Source organism: Mesoterricola sp. JemC181 (genome assembly GCF_055384585.1).
This window is the reverse complement of the sequence record NZ_AP045076.1, coordinates 2,233,335-2,251,557: the sequence shown is the minus strand read 5'-3', so window position 1 is coordinate 2,251,557 and position 18,223 is coordinate 2,233,335. Positions and strand designations below refer to the sequence as shown.

At 67.1% G+C, this 18,223-nt stretch carries 16 protein-coding genes; 8 read left to right on the top strand and 8 right to left on the bottom strand.

Translation table 11 applies throughout. The features are described from left to right. Positions 1 to 87 precede the first annotated feature (87 nt). Genes ACZ5MC_RS09845 through ACZ5MC_RS09835 form a run of 3 tightly spaced genes read left to right on the top strand, consistent with a single transcriptional unit; the run spans position 88 to position 1,672 of the window. On the top strand, positions 88 to 675 hold the full coding sequence (locus tag ACZ5MC_RS09845) for an RNA polymerase sigma factor (RefSeq protein ID WP_306600164.1): 588 nt from the start codon (positions 88 to 90) through the stop codon (positions 673 to 675). Continuing rightward, positions 675 to 1,154, top strand: coding sequence for a hypothetical protein (locus tag ACZ5MC_RS09840; RefSeq protein WP_464517646.1), 480 nt, complete (start codon positions 675 to 677; stop codon positions 1,152 to 1,154). Before ACZ5MC_RS09845 ends, ACZ5MC_RS09840 begins: the two co-directional genes overlap by 1 nt. Positions 1,155 to 1,177: 23 nt before the next feature. After that, on the top strand, positions 1,178 to 1,672 hold the full coding sequence (locus ACZ5MC_RS09835; protein WP_464517645.1) for a hypothetical protein: 495 nt from the start codon (positions 1,178 to 1,180) through the stop codon (positions 1,670 to 1,672). Between the two features lie 46 nt (positions 1,673 to 1,718). On the opposite strand, the gene ACZ5MC_RS09830 is transcribed toward ACZ5MC_RS09835, so the two are convergent. The 6 genes from ACZ5MC_RS09830 to ACZ5MC_RS09805 form a co-directional block, all read right to left on the bottom strand. Beyond that, the gene (locus tag ACZ5MC_RS09830) at positions 1,719 to 3,485 is read right to left on the bottom strand and encodes a ribonuclease J (RefSeq protein WP_306600160.1); all 1,767 of its coding nucleotides are present in this window, start codon (positions 3,483 to 3,485) and stop codon (positions 1,719 to 1,721) included. 9 nt (positions 3,486 to 3,494) lie between these two features. Then, positions 3,495 to 4,292: a 16S rRNA (adenine(1518)-N(6)/adenine(1519)-N(6))-dimethyltransferase RsmA gene (gene rsmA / locus ACZ5MC_RS09825; RefSeq protein ID WP_464517644.1), complete on the bottom strand. Its 798-nt coding sequence runs from the start codon at positions 4,290 to 4,292 to the stop codon at positions 3,495 to 3,497. Positions 4,293 to 4,318: 26 nt separating this feature from the next. Further along, the gene (locus tag ACZ5MC_RS09820; RefSeq protein WP_464517643.1) at positions 4,319 to 4,786 is read right to left on the bottom strand and encodes a hypothetical protein; all 468 of its coding nucleotides are present in this window, start codon (positions 4,784 to 4,786) and stop codon (positions 4,319 to 4,321) included. Further along, positions 4,783 to 5,415 carry a hypothetical protein gene (locus ACZ5MC_RS09815; RefSeq protein ID WP_464517642.1) on the bottom strand — a complete coding sequence of 211 codons (633 nt, stop codon included), beginning with the start codon at positions 5,413 to 5,415 and terminating at the stop codon, positions 4,783 to 4,785. Before ACZ5MC_RS09815 ends, ACZ5MC_RS09820 begins: the two co-directional genes overlap by 4 nt. A gap of 118 nt (positions 5,416 to 5,533) precedes the next feature. Further along, positions 5,534 to 5,827 (bottom strand): type IV pilus modification PilV family protein, encoded by a 294-nt coding sequence (locus ACZ5MC_RS09810; RefSeq protein ID WP_464517641.1) that lies wholly within the window; start codon positions 5,825 to 5,827, stop codon positions 5,534 to 5,536. A 148-nt stretch (positions 5,828 to 5,975) separates the two neighbouring features. Then, the gene (locus tag ACZ5MC_RS09805) at positions 5,976 to 6,404 is read right to left on the bottom strand and encodes a type IV pilin protein (RefSeq protein ID WP_464517640.1); all 429 of its coding nucleotides are present in this window, start codon (positions 6,402 to 6,404) and stop codon (positions 5,976 to 5,978) included. A gap of 277 nt (positions 6,405 to 6,681) precedes the next feature. On the opposite strand from ACZ5MC_RS09805, the gene ACZ5MC_RS09800 reads away from it, so the two are divergent. Genes ACZ5MC_RS09800 through ACZ5MC_RS09780 form a run of 5 tightly spaced genes read left to right on the top strand, consistent with a single transcriptional unit; the run spans position 6,682 to position 14,850 of the window. Beyond that, positions 6,682 to 7,401 carry a pilus assembly FimT family protein gene (locus tag ACZ5MC_RS09800; RefSeq protein WP_306600154.1) on the top strand — a complete coding sequence of 240 codons (720 nt, stop codon included), beginning with the start codon at positions 6,682 to 6,684 and terminating at the stop codon, positions 7,399 to 7,401. After that, positions 7,401 to 7,967 (top strand): prepilin-type N-terminal cleavage/methylation domain-containing protein, encoded by a 567-nt coding sequence (locus ACZ5MC_RS09795; RefSeq protein WP_306600153.1) that lies wholly within the window; start codon positions 7,401 to 7,403, stop codon positions 7,965 to 7,967. Before ACZ5MC_RS09800 ends, ACZ5MC_RS09795 begins: the two co-directional genes overlap by 1 nt. Beyond that, entirely contained in the window at positions 7,960 to 9,135 is a 1,176-nt protein-coding gene (locus ACZ5MC_RS09790) for a PilW family protein (protein ID WP_306600152.1), read from the top strand. The genes ACZ5MC_RS09795 and ACZ5MC_RS09790 overlap by 8 nt, the downstream gene beginning before the upstream one ends. Positions 9,136 to 9,147: 12 nt before the next feature. Continuing rightward, positions 9,148 to 9,780, top strand: a complete 633-nt coding sequence (locus ACZ5MC_RS09785; protein WP_306600151.1) for a pilus assembly PilX N-terminal domain-containing protein — start codon at positions 9,148 to 9,150, stop codon at positions 9,778 to 9,780. A 9-nt stretch (positions 9,781 to 9,789) separates the two neighbouring features. Further along, positions 9,790 to 14,850, top strand: a complete 5,061-nt coding sequence (locus tag ACZ5MC_RS09780) for a hypothetical protein (protein ID WP_306600150.1) — start codon at positions 9,790 to 9,792, stop codon at positions 14,848 to 14,850. Between the two features lie 56 nt (positions 14,851 to 14,906). On the opposite strand, the gene ACZ5MC_RS09775 is transcribed toward ACZ5MC_RS09780, so the two are convergent. Both ACZ5MC_RS09775 and priA read right to left on the bottom strand, forming a co-directional pair. Then, the gene (locus tag ACZ5MC_RS09775; protein WP_306600149.1) at positions 14,907 to 15,875 is read right to left on the bottom strand and encodes a DUF1573 domain-containing protein; all 969 of its coding nucleotides are present in this window, start codon (positions 15,873 to 15,875) and stop codon (positions 14,907 to 14,909) included. A 29-nt stretch (positions 15,876 to 15,904) separates the two neighbouring features. Then, entirely contained in the window at positions 15,905 to 18,190 is a 2,286-nt protein-coding gene (gene priA / locus ACZ5MC_RS09770) for a replication restart helicase PriA (protein WP_464517639.1), read from the bottom strand. Between the last annotated feature and the right edge of the window lie 33 nt (positions 18,191 to 18,223).

Sequence of the window (18,223 nt, the reverse complement as noted above, 5' to 3'; positions counted from 1 at the left end):
GTAGGCAGGACCCAAGTCCGGGTCTTGTGCTTTGCGGGTGGGCCCTTGATGATATCCCTAGCTATCCCAGCCAGAGACGAGAGGTTGATGCAGCAGGCCGCCCTGGATTCCCCGTACCACGGTCCCGAGATCCAGGAATGGGTCGTGGCCGCGCAGGCCGGAGACCAGGCCGCCTTCGCCAACCTGGTGGAGCGGTTCCAGCGGGACGTCTACGGCAAGGCCTTCTCCATCCTCAAGAACCACCTGGACGCGGACGACGTGGTCCAGGAGACCTTCCTCCGGGTCTACCGGGCCCTGCCCGGCTTCCGGTTCGAATCCTCCTTCCGCACCTGGCTCATCACCATCACCACCCGCCAGGCGCTCAATTTCCTCGGGCGGACCCGCTCCAGCCACGAAAGCCTGGACGCCACGCCCGACGGCCCGGAGCATCTGGCGCTCCGGGTGGAGGACAACCAGATGTCCACGCTCCTGGACCAGGAGTCCAGGCGCCTGCTCCGGGAGGCCCTCCCGCGGCTGCCCAAGCGCCAGCGCCAGGCCCTCACGCTCAAGATCGAGAATGATTGGAAATATGAACAGATCGCCTCGGAGATGAACATTTCCGTGGGCAGCGTGAAGGCCCATGTGTTCCACGCCATCCAGAACCTATCGCAACTCATCAAAGGGGGAAGGCCATGATGAACTGCCTTGAAGCCCTCGCCGCCATCGAAGTGGATCCCCTGGACCTGCCGCCCGAGGTGGAGGCCCACGTGAAGGCCTGCGCCGGCTGCTCCGAGGCCCGGGTGATCTGGCTGGCCATGGAGGACGCCCCCGCCGCCGTGGCGCCGGCGGGCTATTTCGATCAGCTTCCCGGGCGCGTGCTTCGCAAGCTGCCCAGCCGCCCCCGCGCGGGCGACCGCCCCGCGGCCCTCTGGGCCCTGGCCGCCGCCCTCCTCATGGCCGTGGGCTTCGGCGGCTTCTGGCTGGGCCGGGCCAACCGCCAGCCCCTGGTGGAGGCCACCTACACGCCGCCGGCCGCGGAGCTCCCGGCCGCGCTGCCCGAGACCCCCTTCATGGAAGGGGATGACGAGGTGGCCCAGCTGCGCAGGCTCCCCCCCGACAAGGCCGCCACGGTCCTCGAGGGCCTGGAGCCCAAGCCGGCCAAGGATTCCAAGTGATGACCCACCCGGAGGCGCCCGTGATGAGAATGGCACTGCTGCTCGGCCTTTCCGCCACCCTGGCCGCCCAGGCGCCCCGGGCCCCGCAGACCCCCCACCGGACCGAAGCCCCCTCCCCCAGCCGGGTCCAGGATCCGCATTTCATGGCCCGCCTCTTCCAGTGGCGGGTGAGCCGCATCACCAAGGTGCTTGGCCTCCCTGAGGACCGGGCCCGGGTGATGGCCGAGAAGTGGGGCCGCTGGGACCGCGAGCACATGGAGCGGGGCCAGCAGACCGCTGAGCTCCGCAGGCAGTTCCACCAGATCCTCATGGGACCCGAGGCCGAGGACGAGAAGAACGCCCGGCTCAAGCCGGTGGTGGACCAGTACATGACCCTGCGGCGGGCCCAGGAGGCCGGCCGCAAGCAGTTCGAGGAGGAGATCCGCTCCGGCCTCGCCCCCGCCCAGCAGGCCCGCCTCATCCTGGTGATGGAGGAGATCCAGCAGCGGCTGAGGGAAGGGCTGAAGGACGCGAAGTAGCCGTTCGAAGCTTTGCCTGCCCTGCTTTTCCCGGCGGAACCGCTCGTCACCTGCGGGTTCGTTTCTTCTGTTTCGCGGCAGGAGGTGCAGGTTCGCCGCTTCCGGTCTCCAGGATCATCGGCACCACCACGGGCCGGGTCTGGGTGGTCTTGCGGATGGTGCGGCGCAGGGACTGGCGCAGGAATTCCACCAGGAGGTCCTTGTCCTTCCGGATCTCCCGCGGGGCCTCCTCGAAGGCGTTCTTGACGGTGGCCCGGAGCAGTTCGGAATAGGCCTGGTCGTCGTTGAGCACCACGAAACCGCGGGTGAGGATGGAGGGCTCCGCGGCCAGGTCCCCGGTCTCGGGGTCGACGACCAGCGTGGCGATGACGATGCCGTCCTCCTGGAGGATGAGGCGGTCGTGGATGACCCGGGCGTCCACCATGTGGTCCACGCCCTGGTCCACGAAGCACTTGCCCACGGGGACGCTGCCGGCCTCCTTGACCCTGCCGTCCTTGAAGAGGCGCAGGCACTCGCCGCCGTCCAGGAAGAGGATGTGCTCCTTGTCGTAGCCCATGGACGCGGCCAGTTGGGCGTGGACCTTGAGGTTCCGGTAGGTGCCGTGCACGGGCACCATGTGGCGCGGGCGCACCATGGCGATCATCTCGGCGGAGTCGGGGCGGTGGCCGTGGCCCGTGGCGTGGACGACGCCCAGGCCCTCCAGGGTGGTCTCCGCGCCCAGGCGGGCCGCGGTGTCCAGCGTGCGGGAGATGCTCACCTCGTTGCCGGGGATGGCGCGGGAGCTGAGCAGGAGCCGGTCGCCTTCGACCATCTTGATGCCCTTGACCTCGCCCTTGAGGATGCGCTGCAGGGCGGCCATCTCCTCGCCCTGGGAGCCGGTGCAGAGCACGGCGACCTTCTTCGGGGGGAAGAGGGGGACCTCCTTGGGCTCGATGAAGAGGTCGTCGGGAAGCGAAAGGCGCTTCAGGGTCCGGGCCACGGCCACGTTGCGCTCCATGGAGCGCCCCAGGAGGCAGACCTTGCGGCCCTCCTCGTAGGCCAGGTCCAAAAAGATCTGGATGCGGTGGATGTTCGAGCTGAAGGTGGCCGTGAAGAGCTTGCCCTTGGTGGCGCGGAACGCGTCCCGCAGGCCGCCGCGGCAGTCCTCCTCGCTGGGGGTGGGCTTCGTGTTGAGGATGTTGGTGGAGTCCGACAGGAGCACGGCCACGCCCGCGTCGCCGAGCTCCTTCAGCCGCGCGGTGCCGGTGAGGCGCCCGTCGACGGGGGTGGGGTCCAGCTTGTAGTCGCCGGTGTGCACCACCACGCCCCAGGGGGTGTGCAGGGCGATGGCGCACGCGTCGGGGATGCTGTGGGTGACGGGGATCCATTCCGCCTGGATCTCGCCTCGGCCCACCTTGATCCGGGCGAAGTCCTCCACCACGTGCATGTGCCGGGAGCTCCAGAGCTCGTGCTCCCTCAGCTTTCCCTCGAGGATGCCCATGGTGAAGGCGGTGCCGTACACCGGCACCGGCCAGCGCTCCAGGAAGTAGGGCAGCGCGCCCAGGTGGTCCTCGTGGCCGTGGGTGAGCAGCACCGCGTCGATGCGGTCGGCGAAGGGCTCCAGGTAGGCGAAGTCCGGGATGATGCTGTCGATGCCGGGCTGGTCCTCGGAGGGGAAGAGCTGGCCGCAGTCCACCAGGAAAAGGCTCTTGGCGGTGTGGACGACCAGGGCGTTCATGCCGAATTCCCCGAGGCCGCCGATGGGGATGAGCCTCAGCTCGTCCTTCGCGGGGGGGTTCTGCCAGTCGATGAAGGGGGGTGAGGCGAAATCCATTTAATGCTTTCAGGAAAGGGCACGGAACAGTTCGAGCCACGTGCGGGGGGGGATCGCTTCCGCCCGGATGGCGGGCGCGAGGCCCTGCGAGGCGAGGAGATCCTGGATCTTTTCGGGGGGCAGCCAGCCCTGCCAGTTGTTGGCGAGGGTCTTGCGGCGGTGGTTGAAGCTGCGGTGCAGGAGGGCCAGCAGCGAAGCGCGGACCTCCAGGGCCGGCGCGTCCGGGAGGGGCTCGAAGAGCAGCACGGCCGAATCCACCTTGGGCGCCGGCCGGAAGGCCCCCGGCCCCAGCTTGAGGACCCGGGTGACCCGGCAGCAGAGCTGGGCCAGGATGGAGAGCGGACCGTAGTCCTTGGTGCCGGGCCGGCCCAGGATCTTCCGGGCCACCTCCAGCTGGAACATGAAGACCATCCGCTCCCAGGGCACGGGTTCCACCAGGAAGCGGCCCAGGATGGCGGTGGAGGCGTTGTAGGGCAGGTTCCCCGCCACGGTGAAGGCGGGGCCCTCCGGCAGGGCGGCGTGCACCGCGTCCCCCGGGATCAGGTGGAAGCGCTCGACCCCCTGGAACCGCTGGTCCAGGACGGCCACCGCCTCCGGATCCAGCTCCACCGCCCACAGGGGACGCCCGTCCTCCAGAAGCGGCGCGGTGAGCACGCCGGGGCCGGGGCCGATCTCCAGGATCCGGGTGGCCGGGCTGGCCAGCACGGACCCGACGATGGCCTTGATGGCGGATGCCTGCACAAGGAAATGCTGGCCGAACCCTTTCTTCGGTGTCAGTTTCAGGGGTTCAGCGATATCAAGCTCCACGGGTTCAGCTTAACAGGCTCACGCGTTCAGCGGAGGATCCGCCACGCACGCTTGGTCGGTGGTCCCCTTTCATCCGGAACGGTGACGTAGACTTCCCGGGTCTTCACGAAGAGCCGGGGGCCCCGCACCCGGCCCACCACGGTCAGGCGCCAGAGGCAGGTGCATGGCCACCGGCTGGAGGGGCCGAGGAAGCGGACAAGCACCTCCCCGTCCTGGGCGGGTTCCCGAGGGAAGACCCCGGGCGGGACCCGCAGGGCCAAGCCGGCCCTTGCGTCCCATCCCTGCCCCGGCGCCGGCCGCGGCGGAAGGGCCTTCCAGCCCTCCTGCAGGAACCAGGCCTCGGCGCTGTCGGCGGCGAGGGCCGCCCAGGCACCCCGCAGGGCCTCCCCTTCCACGGCCAGTTCCCGGAGCACGGTACGTTGCATCATCCAGGCTGCCGCCGCGGACAGCGCCAGGACCGCCACGGCCATGAGCAGGGTCGCGCCCCCCCTCATGGCGGGGCCCCGTTGCGGGGGACCCGGGTCAGGGTCAAGGCGCACCGCTCCCCGGCGGGGCCCCGGGCCTCCAGGGTCACCAACGCCGCCGGGGGCGCTCCCAGGTCTACCCGGAAGGCCGCCACGCGGTCCGCCAGAACCCGCCCCCTTTCCTCGCCGCACCGGCGGACCAGAAGCGATCCCTCCAGCCGCCAAACCACCCTGTGAAGCGGACGCAGGAAGGAAACGGGCGCCCCATCTCCGTGGGCCCGGGGAACCTCCCCCTCCAGGACGGTCCCGATCCCCTCCCCCACCTCCCGGGGCTGAAGTTCCAGCGGGCCCGCCAGCCTGAGGCCCTCCCAGGCCCCGTCCTCCACGAGCAGGACATCGCCCGCCACCAGCCGCACACGCCCCTCGGCGCTGAGCCGCACCCGGCGGGAGAGGGGGACCGGGTCCCCCACCGGAAGCGGAGCGCACAGGTGGCCCCGAACCGGTACCACCTCGTCCATAATGATGATCAAGTCGCCGGACGAGCCCTGGGCCAGGGCCGGTTCCCCGGGGGGAGCCACGCAGGGCACCTGGAACCCCGCCTCCTGAAGGTCGTCCGACAGCTGGTCCGCGGCCCGCCGCAGGCCCCGCCGGAGTTCCACCCGCTCCAAGGTCCGGCCCAGGGTTCCGTAGCAGGCCCCAAGGAACCGGAGCAGGCCAGCAGTCAGGCATAAAAGCAGGCAGAGTGAAACCGCCAGTTCCAAAAGGGAGTGACCCCGTTCATTCATAACCCACCCATACCTCCAGCCGGAGGGCGCCCTCGGGCCAGGACGCCCTGGCCTCCCGCCACCCCCCTTCCGCGGCCACCTGCACGCGGATGGGCTCCCGGGAGGCCCGGACCGTCCCCCGTTCCAAGGCACCGATGGCTTCCCAGCGGGCCTTCAGGCGATACTCCACGCCTGCGCCGGCCCGGGCGGTTCCTTCCACCAGCCGGACGATTCCCCCCAGGGCCAGGCCGGCCACCGCCATGACCGTGAGCACCTCGATCAAGGAGAACCCGCCGCGCCCGCCCATCGCCCACCTCCGGTGGACAGCATGGGCCCGGAACCACCGCCGGGCCCGGATTGCGCAGGTGATGCACGCGCGGAACCTCGGCCTGCGCCAGCCCGACCCATTCCGCGGTGGGCGGGGGCGGATGTTCCCTTAGTTTCCAGCGAACGGTCTAGTGGAGTTCGTACACGGAGGAGCCGTTCTGGTTGGTGGTGTAGACCGTGATTCCGCCCAGGGTGGTGTCCTTGACGTCCAGCCGGTAGGTGATGCCCAGGGAGCCCACGGTGACGGTGTAGTTCATCATGGTGGTCGCCTTGTTGACAGCAAAGGCCGGGGCCGGATTCACGGAGGCGGCGGGGGCCGTGGTGGCCGTCCAGTCATACGTGGCGTTGGCGGGGCCGTAGATCCCCGCGTCGGCCTTTCGGGTCTCCAAGGCCATGCGCAGGACGGCTGCGTTGGCCTTGGCGTCGCCGATCATGCGGGCCCTGCGCCGCTGGCCGAGGAAGGAGGGGATGGCGATGGCCGAAATGATCCCGATGATGGCCAGGACCAGGAGCAGCTCGATCAGGGAGAAGCCTGCTGACGCTCGAGTACGGTTCATGCCTGGGCTCCTTGAGTGCAGTCTGCGGGACCGTCGCCCCCAATGATAAGGGATCAACCATAAAGATAATCCACCCAGGCCTCCCGCAACGCGGAAAAGGGAAATTCCCTGAGTGACAAATCCCGTCATTGGCGATGTATAAAAAATAGTCATACCCCTCCTCTCCTATCGCCAGGAGGATTTTGACAAAATATAAATATTGTAAAAAGGGATGTTAAAAATTTTTTGAACGCTTTTCCCCGTAATTCATTCTTTTATGAAGCTCAAAGGATGCTCCATGGCCCCTCCCTCCCGAAACTACGACGGCTATAGCCTGGTCGAAATGATCGTGGTCCTGGCCATCGTCGGCATCCTTGCCATTGCCGGCGCGACCATGCTCGGAGACCGCCCAGGCACTGCGGTGCGGTCCCTCCTCGACGACCTGGAGGGCACCTTGGCCAACGCCCACAAAACCTCGGTGGCAAGCGGCAATGACGTGCTGCTGGCGACCCGGGGCGACTGGGCGGCCACCAACCCCCTTCTCCTGGCCTTCGGAAATGCCAACCTGGGTACCGCCACGGTCCTCGCCAACGGCGGGACCTCCTCTGAGTCGTTCCGGGTGGCGACCACGGCCACCGGACTCCAGGCAGTGCATCAAGGCGCTGGGATCGTCACCAATGCCAACGCGTCATGGTGGGCAACGGCCGCGACGGGCTCCCAGGACATCACCACGGTCCGTCCCTTCAACCTGACCACTTCCGGCTTCAATGGCATCCTGGCCCTCCCCGCCGACAACCTGTTCCAGGGAGGCAGCAACGTCAACGCCATCCGCATCAGTGGATTCAGCAAGCGGTTCACCTCCACCTTCTGGATCGAGGTGGTTTCCCTTCGCAACGGCGTGCCCGTTTCCGGTGGCCCCATGGGCCTCCTGGTGGGCCTCAACAATGGGGCGACGATCTACAAGTTCTACAACCCGGGGGTCCTTAGTGGGAGATCCGGCCAGTGGAGGAAGCTCTGATGACCAGCCATCCAACCGAAACCCGGCGAAGGAGCCAGGCAGGATTCAGCATGGTGGAGATGCTCATGGCCGCGTTCATTCTGGCCATCGGCATCCTGGGCCTTTCGATGCTCCAGACCATGTCCCTGAAGGCCGGCCGCGGAAGCCAGAGCATGGCCAACGCCGTGAAGATCGCGGACAGGATCATGGACCAGGTTGAAGCGGAGGGCCGCCTGAGCTGGCTGTCCATCACCAACACCCCCCTGCAGATCCCGGAGACCTTGTCGGACCTTCAATACATCGGGCAGGGCACCCGCTATCAGGGCTTCGGGGAGGTCCTGGACGCTTCGACCAACCTGGTCAAGATTACCCCGGTCTCCACGGCCCCCGTCGGGTCCAAGCCGGAGCTGTCGTCAACGGTGAGGTACATCGCCACCTTCACGGAGGCGAACAACGTCAACAACGCGGGGGGCATCGGCCAAACCTCCGATTACAGCGTCACGGTTGAGTTCGCCGATGACGTCAACAAGACCGGCACGGCCGTTCTGCGCACCGTGAACATCGCCCGGAGAATCATCCATGGCTAAGCGGCTTTCCAGGAAGGCCTCGCGAGGCTTCTCGCTGGTGGAGATGCTCGTGGCGCTCGTTTTCACCCTCATCCTCATGGCTGGCATGTCAGCCGTTTTCAAATCCACCCTGACGACCTTCGCCACGGCCGGTGAGAAGCTTTCCAGCGCCCGGCGCAACCGGATGTCCCTCGACATGGTTTATGACGACTTGAACAATGCCGGGATGTATCTCGTGGACCTGGCGTCGGCCCCGGCATTTTCCACGGCCAACGAAGGCTTCCGGGTCATGCCGGATCCCCAGGCCCAGGCCGGAACACCGATCCCCGGCGTCACGCAGGGCGCGGACGAACTCTATTTCTACATGGACGAACCCCTTCCCTTCGAAGGGTCCCTGACGAGCACCAGCGCCCGGGTCGCCGGGGCCTTGGCCCTGGCGGGCCAGGCTGCGACCGCGACCGATTTCACCTATTCGATCGACTGCAAGGACCTGTCCTACGCCAACCTCGTCAAGCCGGGCCAGGTGATCCTGTTCAAGGACTCCTTTGATGCCGGATATGTCAACTCCGTCACATCGTCCGGAAGCTCCGTGACGGTGGTGCTGGGGGCCGATCCCATGGCATCCATTACGGGCTCCGGGCTTTCTGGCGAAGCTCCCCGGTTCCAGCATATCACCGCGAGCGGAACGACCCCCGGGTGCGGTGTGGTCTTCGTCCGGCCCGCCCAGATGGTGAGGTATTCCCTCCAGGCCCTCAGCCTCGATCCGGCCAGTTCAGCGGCCTCGACCCTGTGCCTCGTGCGCGACCAGGGGACCTACTCCACCTCGGGTTTCACGCCCGACCCCAACATCCCCCAGCAGGTCGTCACGGAGAACATCGCTGGATTCCGGGTCTACCTGAGCGCCGATTCGGGACGGAACTGGGTAGGCGGACCCGGCTACACCAGTTGGGCGGCCATCAAGACCGGCCTGGACACGCAACTAAGTACCTCCGGCCGCACGGGGTACACCTCCCTGGGTACCAACCTCAACTGGTTCAGATCGACTCCGGTGCTGGTGAGGGTGGACGTCACGACCCGGACCGCCGTGCAGCGGGCGGAGTATTCCCCCGGCAACAACACGCTCTCCTACAAGGAGCAGTTGCAGAGCATCGTCATGGTCCCCCGCCACTTCGGCCTTTCCATCAACTAAGCGGAGCTCGCCATGCGCAATGACTGCGAACGCCCCAGCAGCAACCGGGAGACCGGTGGCATCACCATCCTGGTGGCCCTGATGCTGCTGGTATTCATCACCCTGACCGCCGTGGGGATGTCGCGGAATTCGTTCCGGGAAGTCGTCATCTCCGGAACCACGCGCCAGGGGGCACTGGCGCGGAACGTGGCCGATTCGGGCGTCGAATGGTCGATCTACTGGATGACCCTGGAGAACGCCCCCTACGCCGCCGGGCCCTCGGCCAAGCTCAAGGATCTCAAGGCCACCCTGCTCGCGACCCCTTCCCTTTCCGGGCGCTCCTGGAACGTGATGTCCACGGATCTGACGGCGCCCTCCATTTACAATCCCCAATCCGCCACCCAGGCCGTCACCCTCGACCCCATCACCACGTCCGGCGGAACGACGGTCACGCAGGGCTACGCCATCGGCCTGACCTCCATGGGCAAGATGCTCGTCACAAACATGAGCCAGGGCCTCGGAAGCGGTGCCTTCGCGCCGGCGACCGGCAACGAATCCAAGCAGGCTCCCGACCTCTGGGCGGTTCGCAGCGACGCCCGGGTTGGCGTCGGGGCGGTGTCGTTCGTGCATGCCAAGGAACTCTGGATCTCAACCCCAGTGCAGTAGGAGAACACCATGTCCAACCGGTTCCTGGCTCCGATCACGGTCCTCATGCTGGGTCTCGCGCTGCTCTGCCAGCCCCTGGGCGCGCAGTTGAGCCCCAAGCTCCAGACCAGCAAGACGGATTTCCTCAACCTCTACCAGCAGTCCACCAACACGCGGGTGAAGCCCGAGGTCCTCACCATCTTCGACTTTTCGGGATCAATGGAAGCCTTGATGTTCCACCCGCTGTTCGTGAACAGCGACACCAACGACACCAGTGGCGTGAGCATGCGGTTCGTTCTCACGCCCGCGGTTGCGGGGGTCCCTGCCAACAATACCTACACCATCACGGCCAGGTCCATCCAGAACACGAACGCTTACGTGAGCTGGACGTTGACCGTGGGCGGAACCGTCAACGCGCCCGTCTCCAGCGGGGCCCAGTCGCAGCAAAAGGGAACCAGAACCGTCAGGTACCTCTATACCACGGTGACCGGGACCGCCGTCGGCGGCACGATCTCAGGCAATGCGACCTACACTTTCAACGCCAATCTTGCAATGAGGGCGACGAACTCCTCCGGGACCGCGATCACCCTGGGAACCTACGCCTCCGCCTCCACTGCGGCCACCCTGAACGGGGGCCTGACCTGGACGGTCACCGGGGGTTCGACCTCCACCGCCTCCACTTCGGCCACCGTCGACACCGCCGTCAACAGCTGGAATTCAAACCAGTCCTGCAACTGGACGGTGCCGGCCTACGACGGCTCCACCACGCCCGGAACGCCAGCCTACGTCACCGCCACGCTCCCCGTCGCCGTGGGAAACAAGTCCTCCCTGACCAGCACCATCCTCGTCAAGCCCGACGGCACCCAGGTCACGGCCTCCGACGCCGCGGCCACCACCGATTCGACCCAGTACGGCGCCAATTCGGGCCAGGGCGCCGGCGATGTGCGGAATTGGGTCCGTGCGGCCAGCCACGTGCGCTTCTCGACCACGGTGGATTCTTCGGTCCTGAGAACCATTGACGTACCCATCGCATGGAAGATCACCAACGCCGGTTCCACGGGGAATCCCCTAAGCTCAGTGACAAAACTCGACCTCCAGGTCAAGACGGCCCCCAATGGAAACGTCACGAACTACGGCAGCGGAGCCGCCATCGAGCTGGACAAGAACTGGTCCATCGCCAACGGCACCCGGGTCTTCAGCTCCGCAAGCAACTCCACCAACGTCGGCACCAGCGGCACCCAGACCGGCACCCAGGTCCTGACCGTGACGTACCGTCCCGACTACGTGGTTTGGCTGTTCACCGGCAAATACCAGGATGGAACCTATGCGAACCTCGCGAAGAATTACATCGTATTTGACGCGGCCGACGCCACCTTGTCGCCCGTCCAGGGCGCGGTGAGTTGGGGCCAGGGCTACGGGAACGCCGCCACCGGCAGTTCCATCAAGGTCCCCAACTACAATATCGATGGCACCTATAGCGGAACCGAAACATCCTCGGATGCCTCGGTCAATATCGTCCCTGCCCTGACCCGCGTTCAAGCAGTCAAGCGTGCGGCCATAACCACCTGGATCAATCACCAGGCGGACGTGCTCTGGGCCTTCCGTTTCCTCGATGCCGGCACGGAAGCCGCAAGTGGCAACGCGACTACAATCAACAACAACTCCTCGACCACCTTCAACGTGACCGCGGGCGCCGTCACGACGTACCAGACGGGTAAGGATTCCGCGTGGACCGTCCTCAACAACACCAGCAGCCAGGGGATCACTTCGACTTCGGGCAACTCGGTGACGGGCATGGGGCGCATCGCCAGCCTCTTCGCGGGGAACAATACCCCCTTGACCTACGCCATGGCCCGCGGCCTCGCCCAGTTCACGGATCCCAGGAGCGTCTTCAATGCCGTTGAGACCGGCAGCGACGCCCCCTCCCAGTGCATGAACCACTTCCTCATCCTGTTCACGGACGGCCTCGACAACAACGCCACCAACAACCTGAACGACAACGCGGACTGCCCCTACTACATCGCCTCCGGCTCCACCTTCAAGATCGACGCCCTCATCGGCAATCACTCGGTCATTGGGAGCCCGGCCAATGTAAACCGCAATGGATCATGGTGGAACCTGTTCACCTTCGCCGGGATCGCGGCCCACCTGGGCGACACGTCCCTGGGCGTGACCGGAACGGACTACCTTCCGCCCATCGACCCGGGGTCCACGCCCTCCGGTTCGGTTTCCCCTTCCAGCCTGCTTCCCCTTTCCCTCTACAAGCGCAATGCCACGCTGTTCACCAAGCCCCACCTGGTGACGACCATGACCGTGGGAGTCAGCCTTGGCGGCACCCTGGCGGCCGGCGGCCCCAAGCGCAGCCTGTTCATCGCCGCGGCCGTGGGCGACCCGACCCTGTCGACCTGGGCCGACACCAGCACCTTGTCCCCCTTCAAGTGGGATCCCACCGCCAATTCCGGCAACGGTGGCCGCGTGTCAGGGTCCATCTACTACTTCGATGCCACCAACCCGGACAAACTGAGCACGAGCCTGGACTACGCGATCCTTTCCGCCATCGGCGCCTCGAACATCAACACCTCGTCAAGTCCCAGCACCCCTTACATCGGTGCGGCCCTGGGCGGGGAGATGTTCATCGGCAAGTTCCAGCCGCCCCTCAACGGCGGCGCGATCTGGACCGGGGATCTCCTGATGTTCGGAACCAGGCTGGTCAATGACAACCTGCAGATCCTGAACAAGAGCGGCACGGTCACCACGGCCGTGGACTCCTCCACCGCCCAGTGGTCGGCGGGCGTGGCCCTGGCCAACAACCGCCTGTGGAAGGACCGCCACCTCTACACCCGCATTCCCGGCAACGCCACGACCCCCGAACCCGGCCTCACGGCCTTCTCGGATACCGGCACCGCCTTCACGGCCCCGACCACAGGCCTTCAGAATTTCATAAGCCGGGCCGCCGACAGTCCTAGCCTGGCCTCCTACGGGGTGGGCAGCACGGCCCAGAAGCTGGTGACCCAGTGGGTCATGGGCGGCGACACCACCCTCCTGGACTCCTCTTCACGAGCCACGGCCAATCGCCCCAACATCATGGGCGACATCATCAACTCCTCGCCCGCGGTCCTGGAATACAATTTCGGCGATGTTTCCTCGGGCCTGACCTCCAACCTCGCGGCCGTCGGCGGCAACCGCTTCCGCCTCATCCTGGTGGGCACCAACCAGGGCTGGCTCCACGCCTTCGGGGAAGTCACCAAGCAGGAGAACGCCGTCACGGGCGACACGTCCACCCCCAAGATCGTCAAGGGTGATGTCGACGAGCTCTGGGCCTTCATGCCCACGGATTTCCTGGGCTATCTGGACCAGTTGACGGTCAGCAGCAACCCGCACCGCTTCCTGGTCGACGGCGCTCCCGCCATCTACCACCTCGACCTTCCTCCAGCCACCGGCGGCGCCGCGAACGGGGTGGTCGAAGTGACCTCCGCCCCGGGTCCCGAACGCGCCATGGTCATCATCGGTCTGGGAAAGGGCGGACGCAGCTATTACGCCCTGGATATCCACAACCCCTACACCCCGACCCTGAGGTGGTCCATCGTGCCGGATGAGGTCGATGTGAAGGACGGTACGGGCAACCCGGCCCTCCAGGCCCGGATTCTCGCCCGGCCCGGGGCACCCTCCATCGACACGGTTCAGAAAGTCATAAGGAAGATGGGTTTCTCCACCTGCACTCCGGGCATCGGCCGCATAACCCTGACGGATTCCACGGGCCTCCCCGTGGTGCGGGACGCCGTCTTCCTCGGCGGCGGCTTCAGTCTCCCCGAGGTGGAAGCCAATTTCCCGGACGCATCCGGCAACCCCACGCCCATGGGGCGATCCGTCCTTGTCCTGGATGCCTATTCCGGCCTGATCCTCGCCGCCGTCGACCTCAGCGGCAGGACTGCCTCGGACGGCCAAAGCGGCATCCTGCGCCCAGGCCCGATCGCCCGCGGCGTCGTGCCCTTCGAGTTCATTCTCAATTCAGGAATGGCCCAGCGCGCCTACTTCCTGGACTACTGGGGCGGACTGTGGTCGTGGGGCTGCCAGAAGACGGATACCGCATCCACGCTTCCGGCGAACGGCTCGCCCAATCCCACCTACCAGTACCGCATGGACAGTTCGGACCTCTCCGCCTGGACCTTTGATGGGGCCGCCACCTCCGACCCCGGGATCCGTCTGGTCGCCAAGGACATCAGCGGCAGCCTGATCACCCAGTACGGCTACACCGACAGCCAGAAATTCTACAGTGAAGCGCTCTATACGACCCTTCCCGCGCCCTTCCGGGTCGGCTCGTTCCCGGGCCACCCCAAGTCCTCCACCAGTCCGATCCCCGCCGTGGTGGGAATCGCCATCGAAAGCGGCGACCGGAACAACCCCCTCGACTACAACTACACCACAACGGCGACCACCGGATCGACGGCGAACCCCGCCACGAAGCCCAACCATCACCGGATCTCGGTGGTCTTCGACCGGCAGGACAGCCTCGCCTGGGGCACCGTGGTCAACCCGATCCTCATTTCGCCCGCGTCCACTGCAGTCCTGGACGTCTATCCGGGCCACACCTCCTACCAGGCCAACAATGCCCTGATCACCCCCTACAGCAGCACGTATTTCCTGGGTCCCAACAACTCGGCGGACACCAAATTCGGGTTTTTCGCAAATTTCCCCGACATCCTGACGCCCCCAGGCTTGATTCCCAAAGGCATCAACAACCCCGCCGTGGTCTCAGGCAGCCTCTACTACTCGGTTTTCGTCCCCACGGCCGCCGATCCCTGCACGGGCGGTTCGGGCAAGACCCAGACCAGCATCATGTGCGACCTGCTCAATCCCATCGTGGCCGACTCCCGCACCAACCAGAACTGCACCAGCGGCGTGGTCTGGGAGCCCATCGGCATCGCGTCCGACTTCTCGGCCCTGGGGACCCGCGGCGTGATCCAGATCGGCACCACCGCCGTCAACAACCCCGGGGCGGGTGCCAGCGCAACCACCCTGGCCACCAAGACCATCACCGGAAAGAGCACCGACCGGTATCCCAAGGCCCGGGTCTGGCGAACCGTCCACTAGGCTCCTATTGACGGCGCCCCCGCCGCCACCGCAAGGTGGCCGCGGGGGCCGGCCGTTCAATCCACGGCCGCGGTCACCCGGACCTCGAGGAACCGCTGGGATGGGTCATCAAGCCCCAGGATCACCTTCTCGTCATAGGTCCCTGGCGAGGCCGCTCCCGACAGCACGACCTTGATCGCGTGGCTGGGGGCAGCCCCCCCTGGCAGGGTGGGCACAGAAAGGAGCGAACTGGTCGTGCGGGCAGAGAGCACGCGGAAGGGCTTCCCTTGCCGGTGCTTCACCACCATTCGTCCGTACAGTTCCAGGCCGGCCTTGCCCGCCAATGCCACCCGGGCCGGGGAGGCAAGGATCGGCATCCGCCGGTCCCAGTTGACCCGCACCGTGATGACCGATTCCCGGGGGTTGGACAGGTGGAGGTCGATGAAATCCGTCCCGGAGAACTTCTCCGAGGGCAGGCGGTCCGCCACCAGGACCAGGTCCAGGAATGCCGCGGTGCCGCTCTCCCGGGTGGCCACTCCCAGCCAGGGCGCGGGCGAAAGCTGGACATCGTCGATCCGGATGGGCTGCCCGGTGGCCGACTCAAGCTTGACCACGGCCTTCCGCCGATCCTTCGCCTTCAGGTCCTGGAAGAACACAATGTCCTGACCGATGAGGACGTCCATCCGGACTTCCGCCTTGAGCGTGAGCGTCTGGATCGGATTCGCCGGGTCATCCGAGTGGATCTCGACAAATTTCGTGACCTCGCCCCGGAGCCCCGCGGCCATGAAGGCGACTTCCAGTTCCGTGGACTCCCCCGGCAGAAGGATTTCCTTGCCGACGACCGTGGACGTGCACCCGCAGGACGGCTTGACGCCCAGGATCCGAAGCGGGCCGCCACCCGCATTGGTCACCTTGAACCGGAACCGGCTGGTGCTCTCCCTTTCCACCTTCCCGAAATCGTGACGAAGCGTGTCCAGAACCATCCGGGGCGGGGCCTGGGCAAAACAAAGCGCCGGCATCAACACCGCGATCAGGGCAGGCCGCATGGAAATCCCTTCGACCCCCAGATTCTAGCCTAGACGCCGAAATTGAGGGGATCCCGGTCCAGCGTCACGGGCCCCCCCGGCTCCAGCGGCGCGGCGCGCATGGCCTCCCCCAGGGGGCCCCGGGCCGCCGCCTTGAGGATGAGCTGCATGCGGTAGCGGTCCTTCACCTTGGGGATGGGCGACTCCAGGGGGCCCAGGATGCGCAGGCCCGGGACCGTCTCCAGGCGCGCCCGCAGCCTGCGCAGCGGCTCCAGGGCCTCCCGGGGGCTGTCGCCCTCGCTGCGGTAGAGGCTCATGGCGGCGTAGGGGGGATAGCCCAGGGCCTCCCGGTAGGGCAGCTCCTCGGCGGCGAAGGCTTCGAAGTTCTGGGCCACGGCGTGGACGATGGCGGGGTGGTCGGGGCTGTAGGTCTGCAGGAGGACCCGCCCGCTGAGCTCGGCCCGCCCCGCCCTGCCCGCCACCTGGGTGAGGAGCTGGAAGGTGCGCTCGGCGGCCCTGAAGTCGGGGATCTTGAGGCCCAGGTCCGCATTGAGGATGCCCACCAGGGTCAGCTTGGGGAAGGTGTGGCCCTTGGCCAGCATCTGGGTGCCCACGAGGATGTCCACCTCGCCCGACTCCGCCGCCAGGAGGCCGGCCTCCAGGGAGCCCCGCCGGGTGGTGGTGTCGCGGTCCAGGCGCAGGATGCGGGCCTCCGGGAACAGGAGCCGCAGCTGGTCCTCGATCTGCTCGGTGCCCTCGCCCACGCCGCGCAGGTGCTCGGCCCCGCAGTGGATGCAGACCTCCGGAGGGGCCGTTTCATAGCCGCAGAGGTGGCAACGGAGGCGGAAGGCGCCCTTGTGGTAGGTGAGGCTCAGCGCGCAGTGGGGGCAGTCGAAGGTCTTCCCGCAGGCCCGGCACATCCAGAAGTTCTCGAAGCCCCGGCGGTTGAGGAGGAGCATGCACTGCTGGCCCAGGGCCAGCGCCTCCCGCATGCCCTTGAGCAGCATGGGCGAGAACACCACCTTCCTGCGCTCCTCCTTGTAGCATTCCCGCAGGTCCACCACCTTCACCGTGGGCAGGGTCACCCCCGCGGGCCGCTCCATGAGGCGAAGCAGGTTGTACCGGCCGTTCTGGGCCGCGTGCCAGCTCTCCAGGGACGGGGTGGCGCTGCCCAGGACCACGGGGCACCCCTCGAGCTGGGCGCGCTTGACCGCGAGGTCCCGGGCGTTGATGCGGGGATGCTCCTCGCTCTTGTACGAGCCCTCCTGCTCCTCGTCCACGATCACCAGGCCGATGTCCTTCAGGGGCGCCAGCACGGCGTTGCGCACCCCCACGAAAAGCGGCGCCTCGTCCTGGAGCAGGCGCAGCACGTCGGCCTGCTTTTCGGTGGCGTTCAGGCCCGCGTGGCCCACGGCCACCTTCCCCGGGAAACGGGCCTCCAGCCTCGCCAGGAGCCGCGGCGTCAGCCCGATCTCCGGCACCAGCCACAGGACCCGCCTGCCCCGCGCCAGCACCTTGCCGGCCAGTTCCAGGTAGACCTCGGTCTTGCCGCTGCCCGTGATGCCGTAGAGGAGGGTGCCGGAGAAGGCGTCCAGGTCCACGGCGGCCACGGCCCGCAGCTGCTCCTCGTTCAGGACGACGGTGCGGTCCGCGCCCTCCTCCCGGCGCTGGCTCATGAGGTCCAGGCGCTTCACCCGCTCCAGCACCCCCTGCTTGACGAGGTTGGCCACCACGGCCGGGCCCACGGCGCAGGCCTCCAGCAGCGGGGTTTCCAGCATGGCCCCCCCGGCGCCCTCCAGGGCCAGGAGGACCTTGGCCTGGGAGGGGGTCACCCGGGGCGGGTTGGGCGCGGCGGTGCGCCGCACCTCCGTGACGCCCGCGCCCCGCAGGCCCCGGCGGTGGAAGAGGGTGGGCAGGTCCAGGGTCCCGGCCTGCCACGCGGCTCCGGCCTCCGCCAGGCCCGCCCAGTCCCCCGCCTCCCGCAGGTCGCAGAGCCGGATCCCGGAAGGAAGGGGCGTCTCCCAGTCGGCCACCACCGCGTGGGGCAGGCAAAGGGGCAGCAGGTGCGCCAGTCCGCAGCCGTAGTAGCGCCCGGCGAAGTCCAGCAGCTCCCACAGCCGGGGCGGCAGGAGCGGGAAGGGGTCCAGGACCGTGTCCACGGGCTTGAGCTTCACGGCCGGCGGGGCCGGGTCCGGACCCAGCACCACGCCCAGGGTCCGGCCCGCGCGCAGGCGCACTTCCACCCGCATTCCGGGCTGGAGTCCGGCGGGAGCGAGGTACGTGAGCGGGGGGAGGGGCCTGGCGAGCTCGATGCGGGTGGGGATCAGGGAATCCATGCAGGGCGATGATAGCGCGGCCGGGGCCCCGCA

Coding starts and splice junctions, on each gene's coding strand:
- ACZ5MC_RS09845 (WP_306600164.1), top strand. CDS start 88: ATGCAGCAGGCCGCCCTGGATTCCCCGTACCACGGTCCCGAGATCCAG.
- ACZ5MC_RS09840 (WP_464517646.1), top strand. CDS start 675: ATGAACTGCCTTGAAGCCCTCGCCGCCATCGAAGTGGATCCCCTGGAC.
- ACZ5MC_RS09835 (WP_464517645.1), top strand. CDS start 1,178: ATGAGAATGGCACTGCTGCTCGGCCTTTCCGCCACCCTGGCCGCCCAG.
- ACZ5MC_RS09830 (WP_306600160.1), bottom strand. CDS start 3,485: ATGGATTTCGCCTCACCCCCCTTCATCGACTGGCAGAACCCCCCCGCG.
- ACZ5MC_RS09820 (WP_464517643.1), bottom strand. CDS start 4,786: ATGAGGGGGGGCGCGACCCTGCTCATGGCCGTGGCGGTCCTGGCGCTG.
- ACZ5MC_RS09810 (WP_464517641.1), bottom strand. CDS start 5,827: ATGGGCGGGCGCGGCGGGTTCTCCTTGATCGAGGTGCTCACGGTCATG.
- ACZ5MC_RS09805 (WP_464517640.1), bottom strand. CDS start 6,404: ATGAACCGTACTCGAGCGTCAGCAGGCTTCTCCCTGATCGAGCTGCTC.
- ACZ5MC_RS09800 (WP_306600154.1), top strand. CDS start 6,682: ATGGCCCCTCCCTCCCGAAACTACGACGGCTATAGCCTGGTCGAAATG.
- ACZ5MC_RS09795 (WP_306600153.1), top strand. CDS start 7,401: ATGACCAGCCATCCAACCGAAACCCGGCGAAGGAGCCAGGCAGGATTC.
- ACZ5MC_RS09790 (WP_306600152.1), top strand. CDS start 7,960: ATGGCTAAGCGGCTTTCCAGGAAGGCCTCGCGAGGCTTCTCGCTGGTG.
- ACZ5MC_RS09785 (WP_306600151.1), top strand. CDS start 9,148: ATGCGCAATGACTGCGAACGCCCCAGCAGCAACCGGGAGACCGGTGGC.
- ACZ5MC_RS09780 (WP_306600150.1), top strand. CDS start 9,790: ATGTCCAACCGGTTCCTGGCTCCGATCACGGTCCTCATGCTGGGTCTC.
- ACZ5MC_RS09775 (WP_306600149.1), bottom strand. CDS start 15,875: ATGCGGCCTGCCCTGATCGCGGTGTTGATGCCGGCGCTTTGTTTTGCC.
- priA (WP_464517639.1), bottom strand. CDS start 18,190: ATGGATTCCCTGATCCCCACCCGCATCGAGCTCGCCAGGCCCCTCCCC.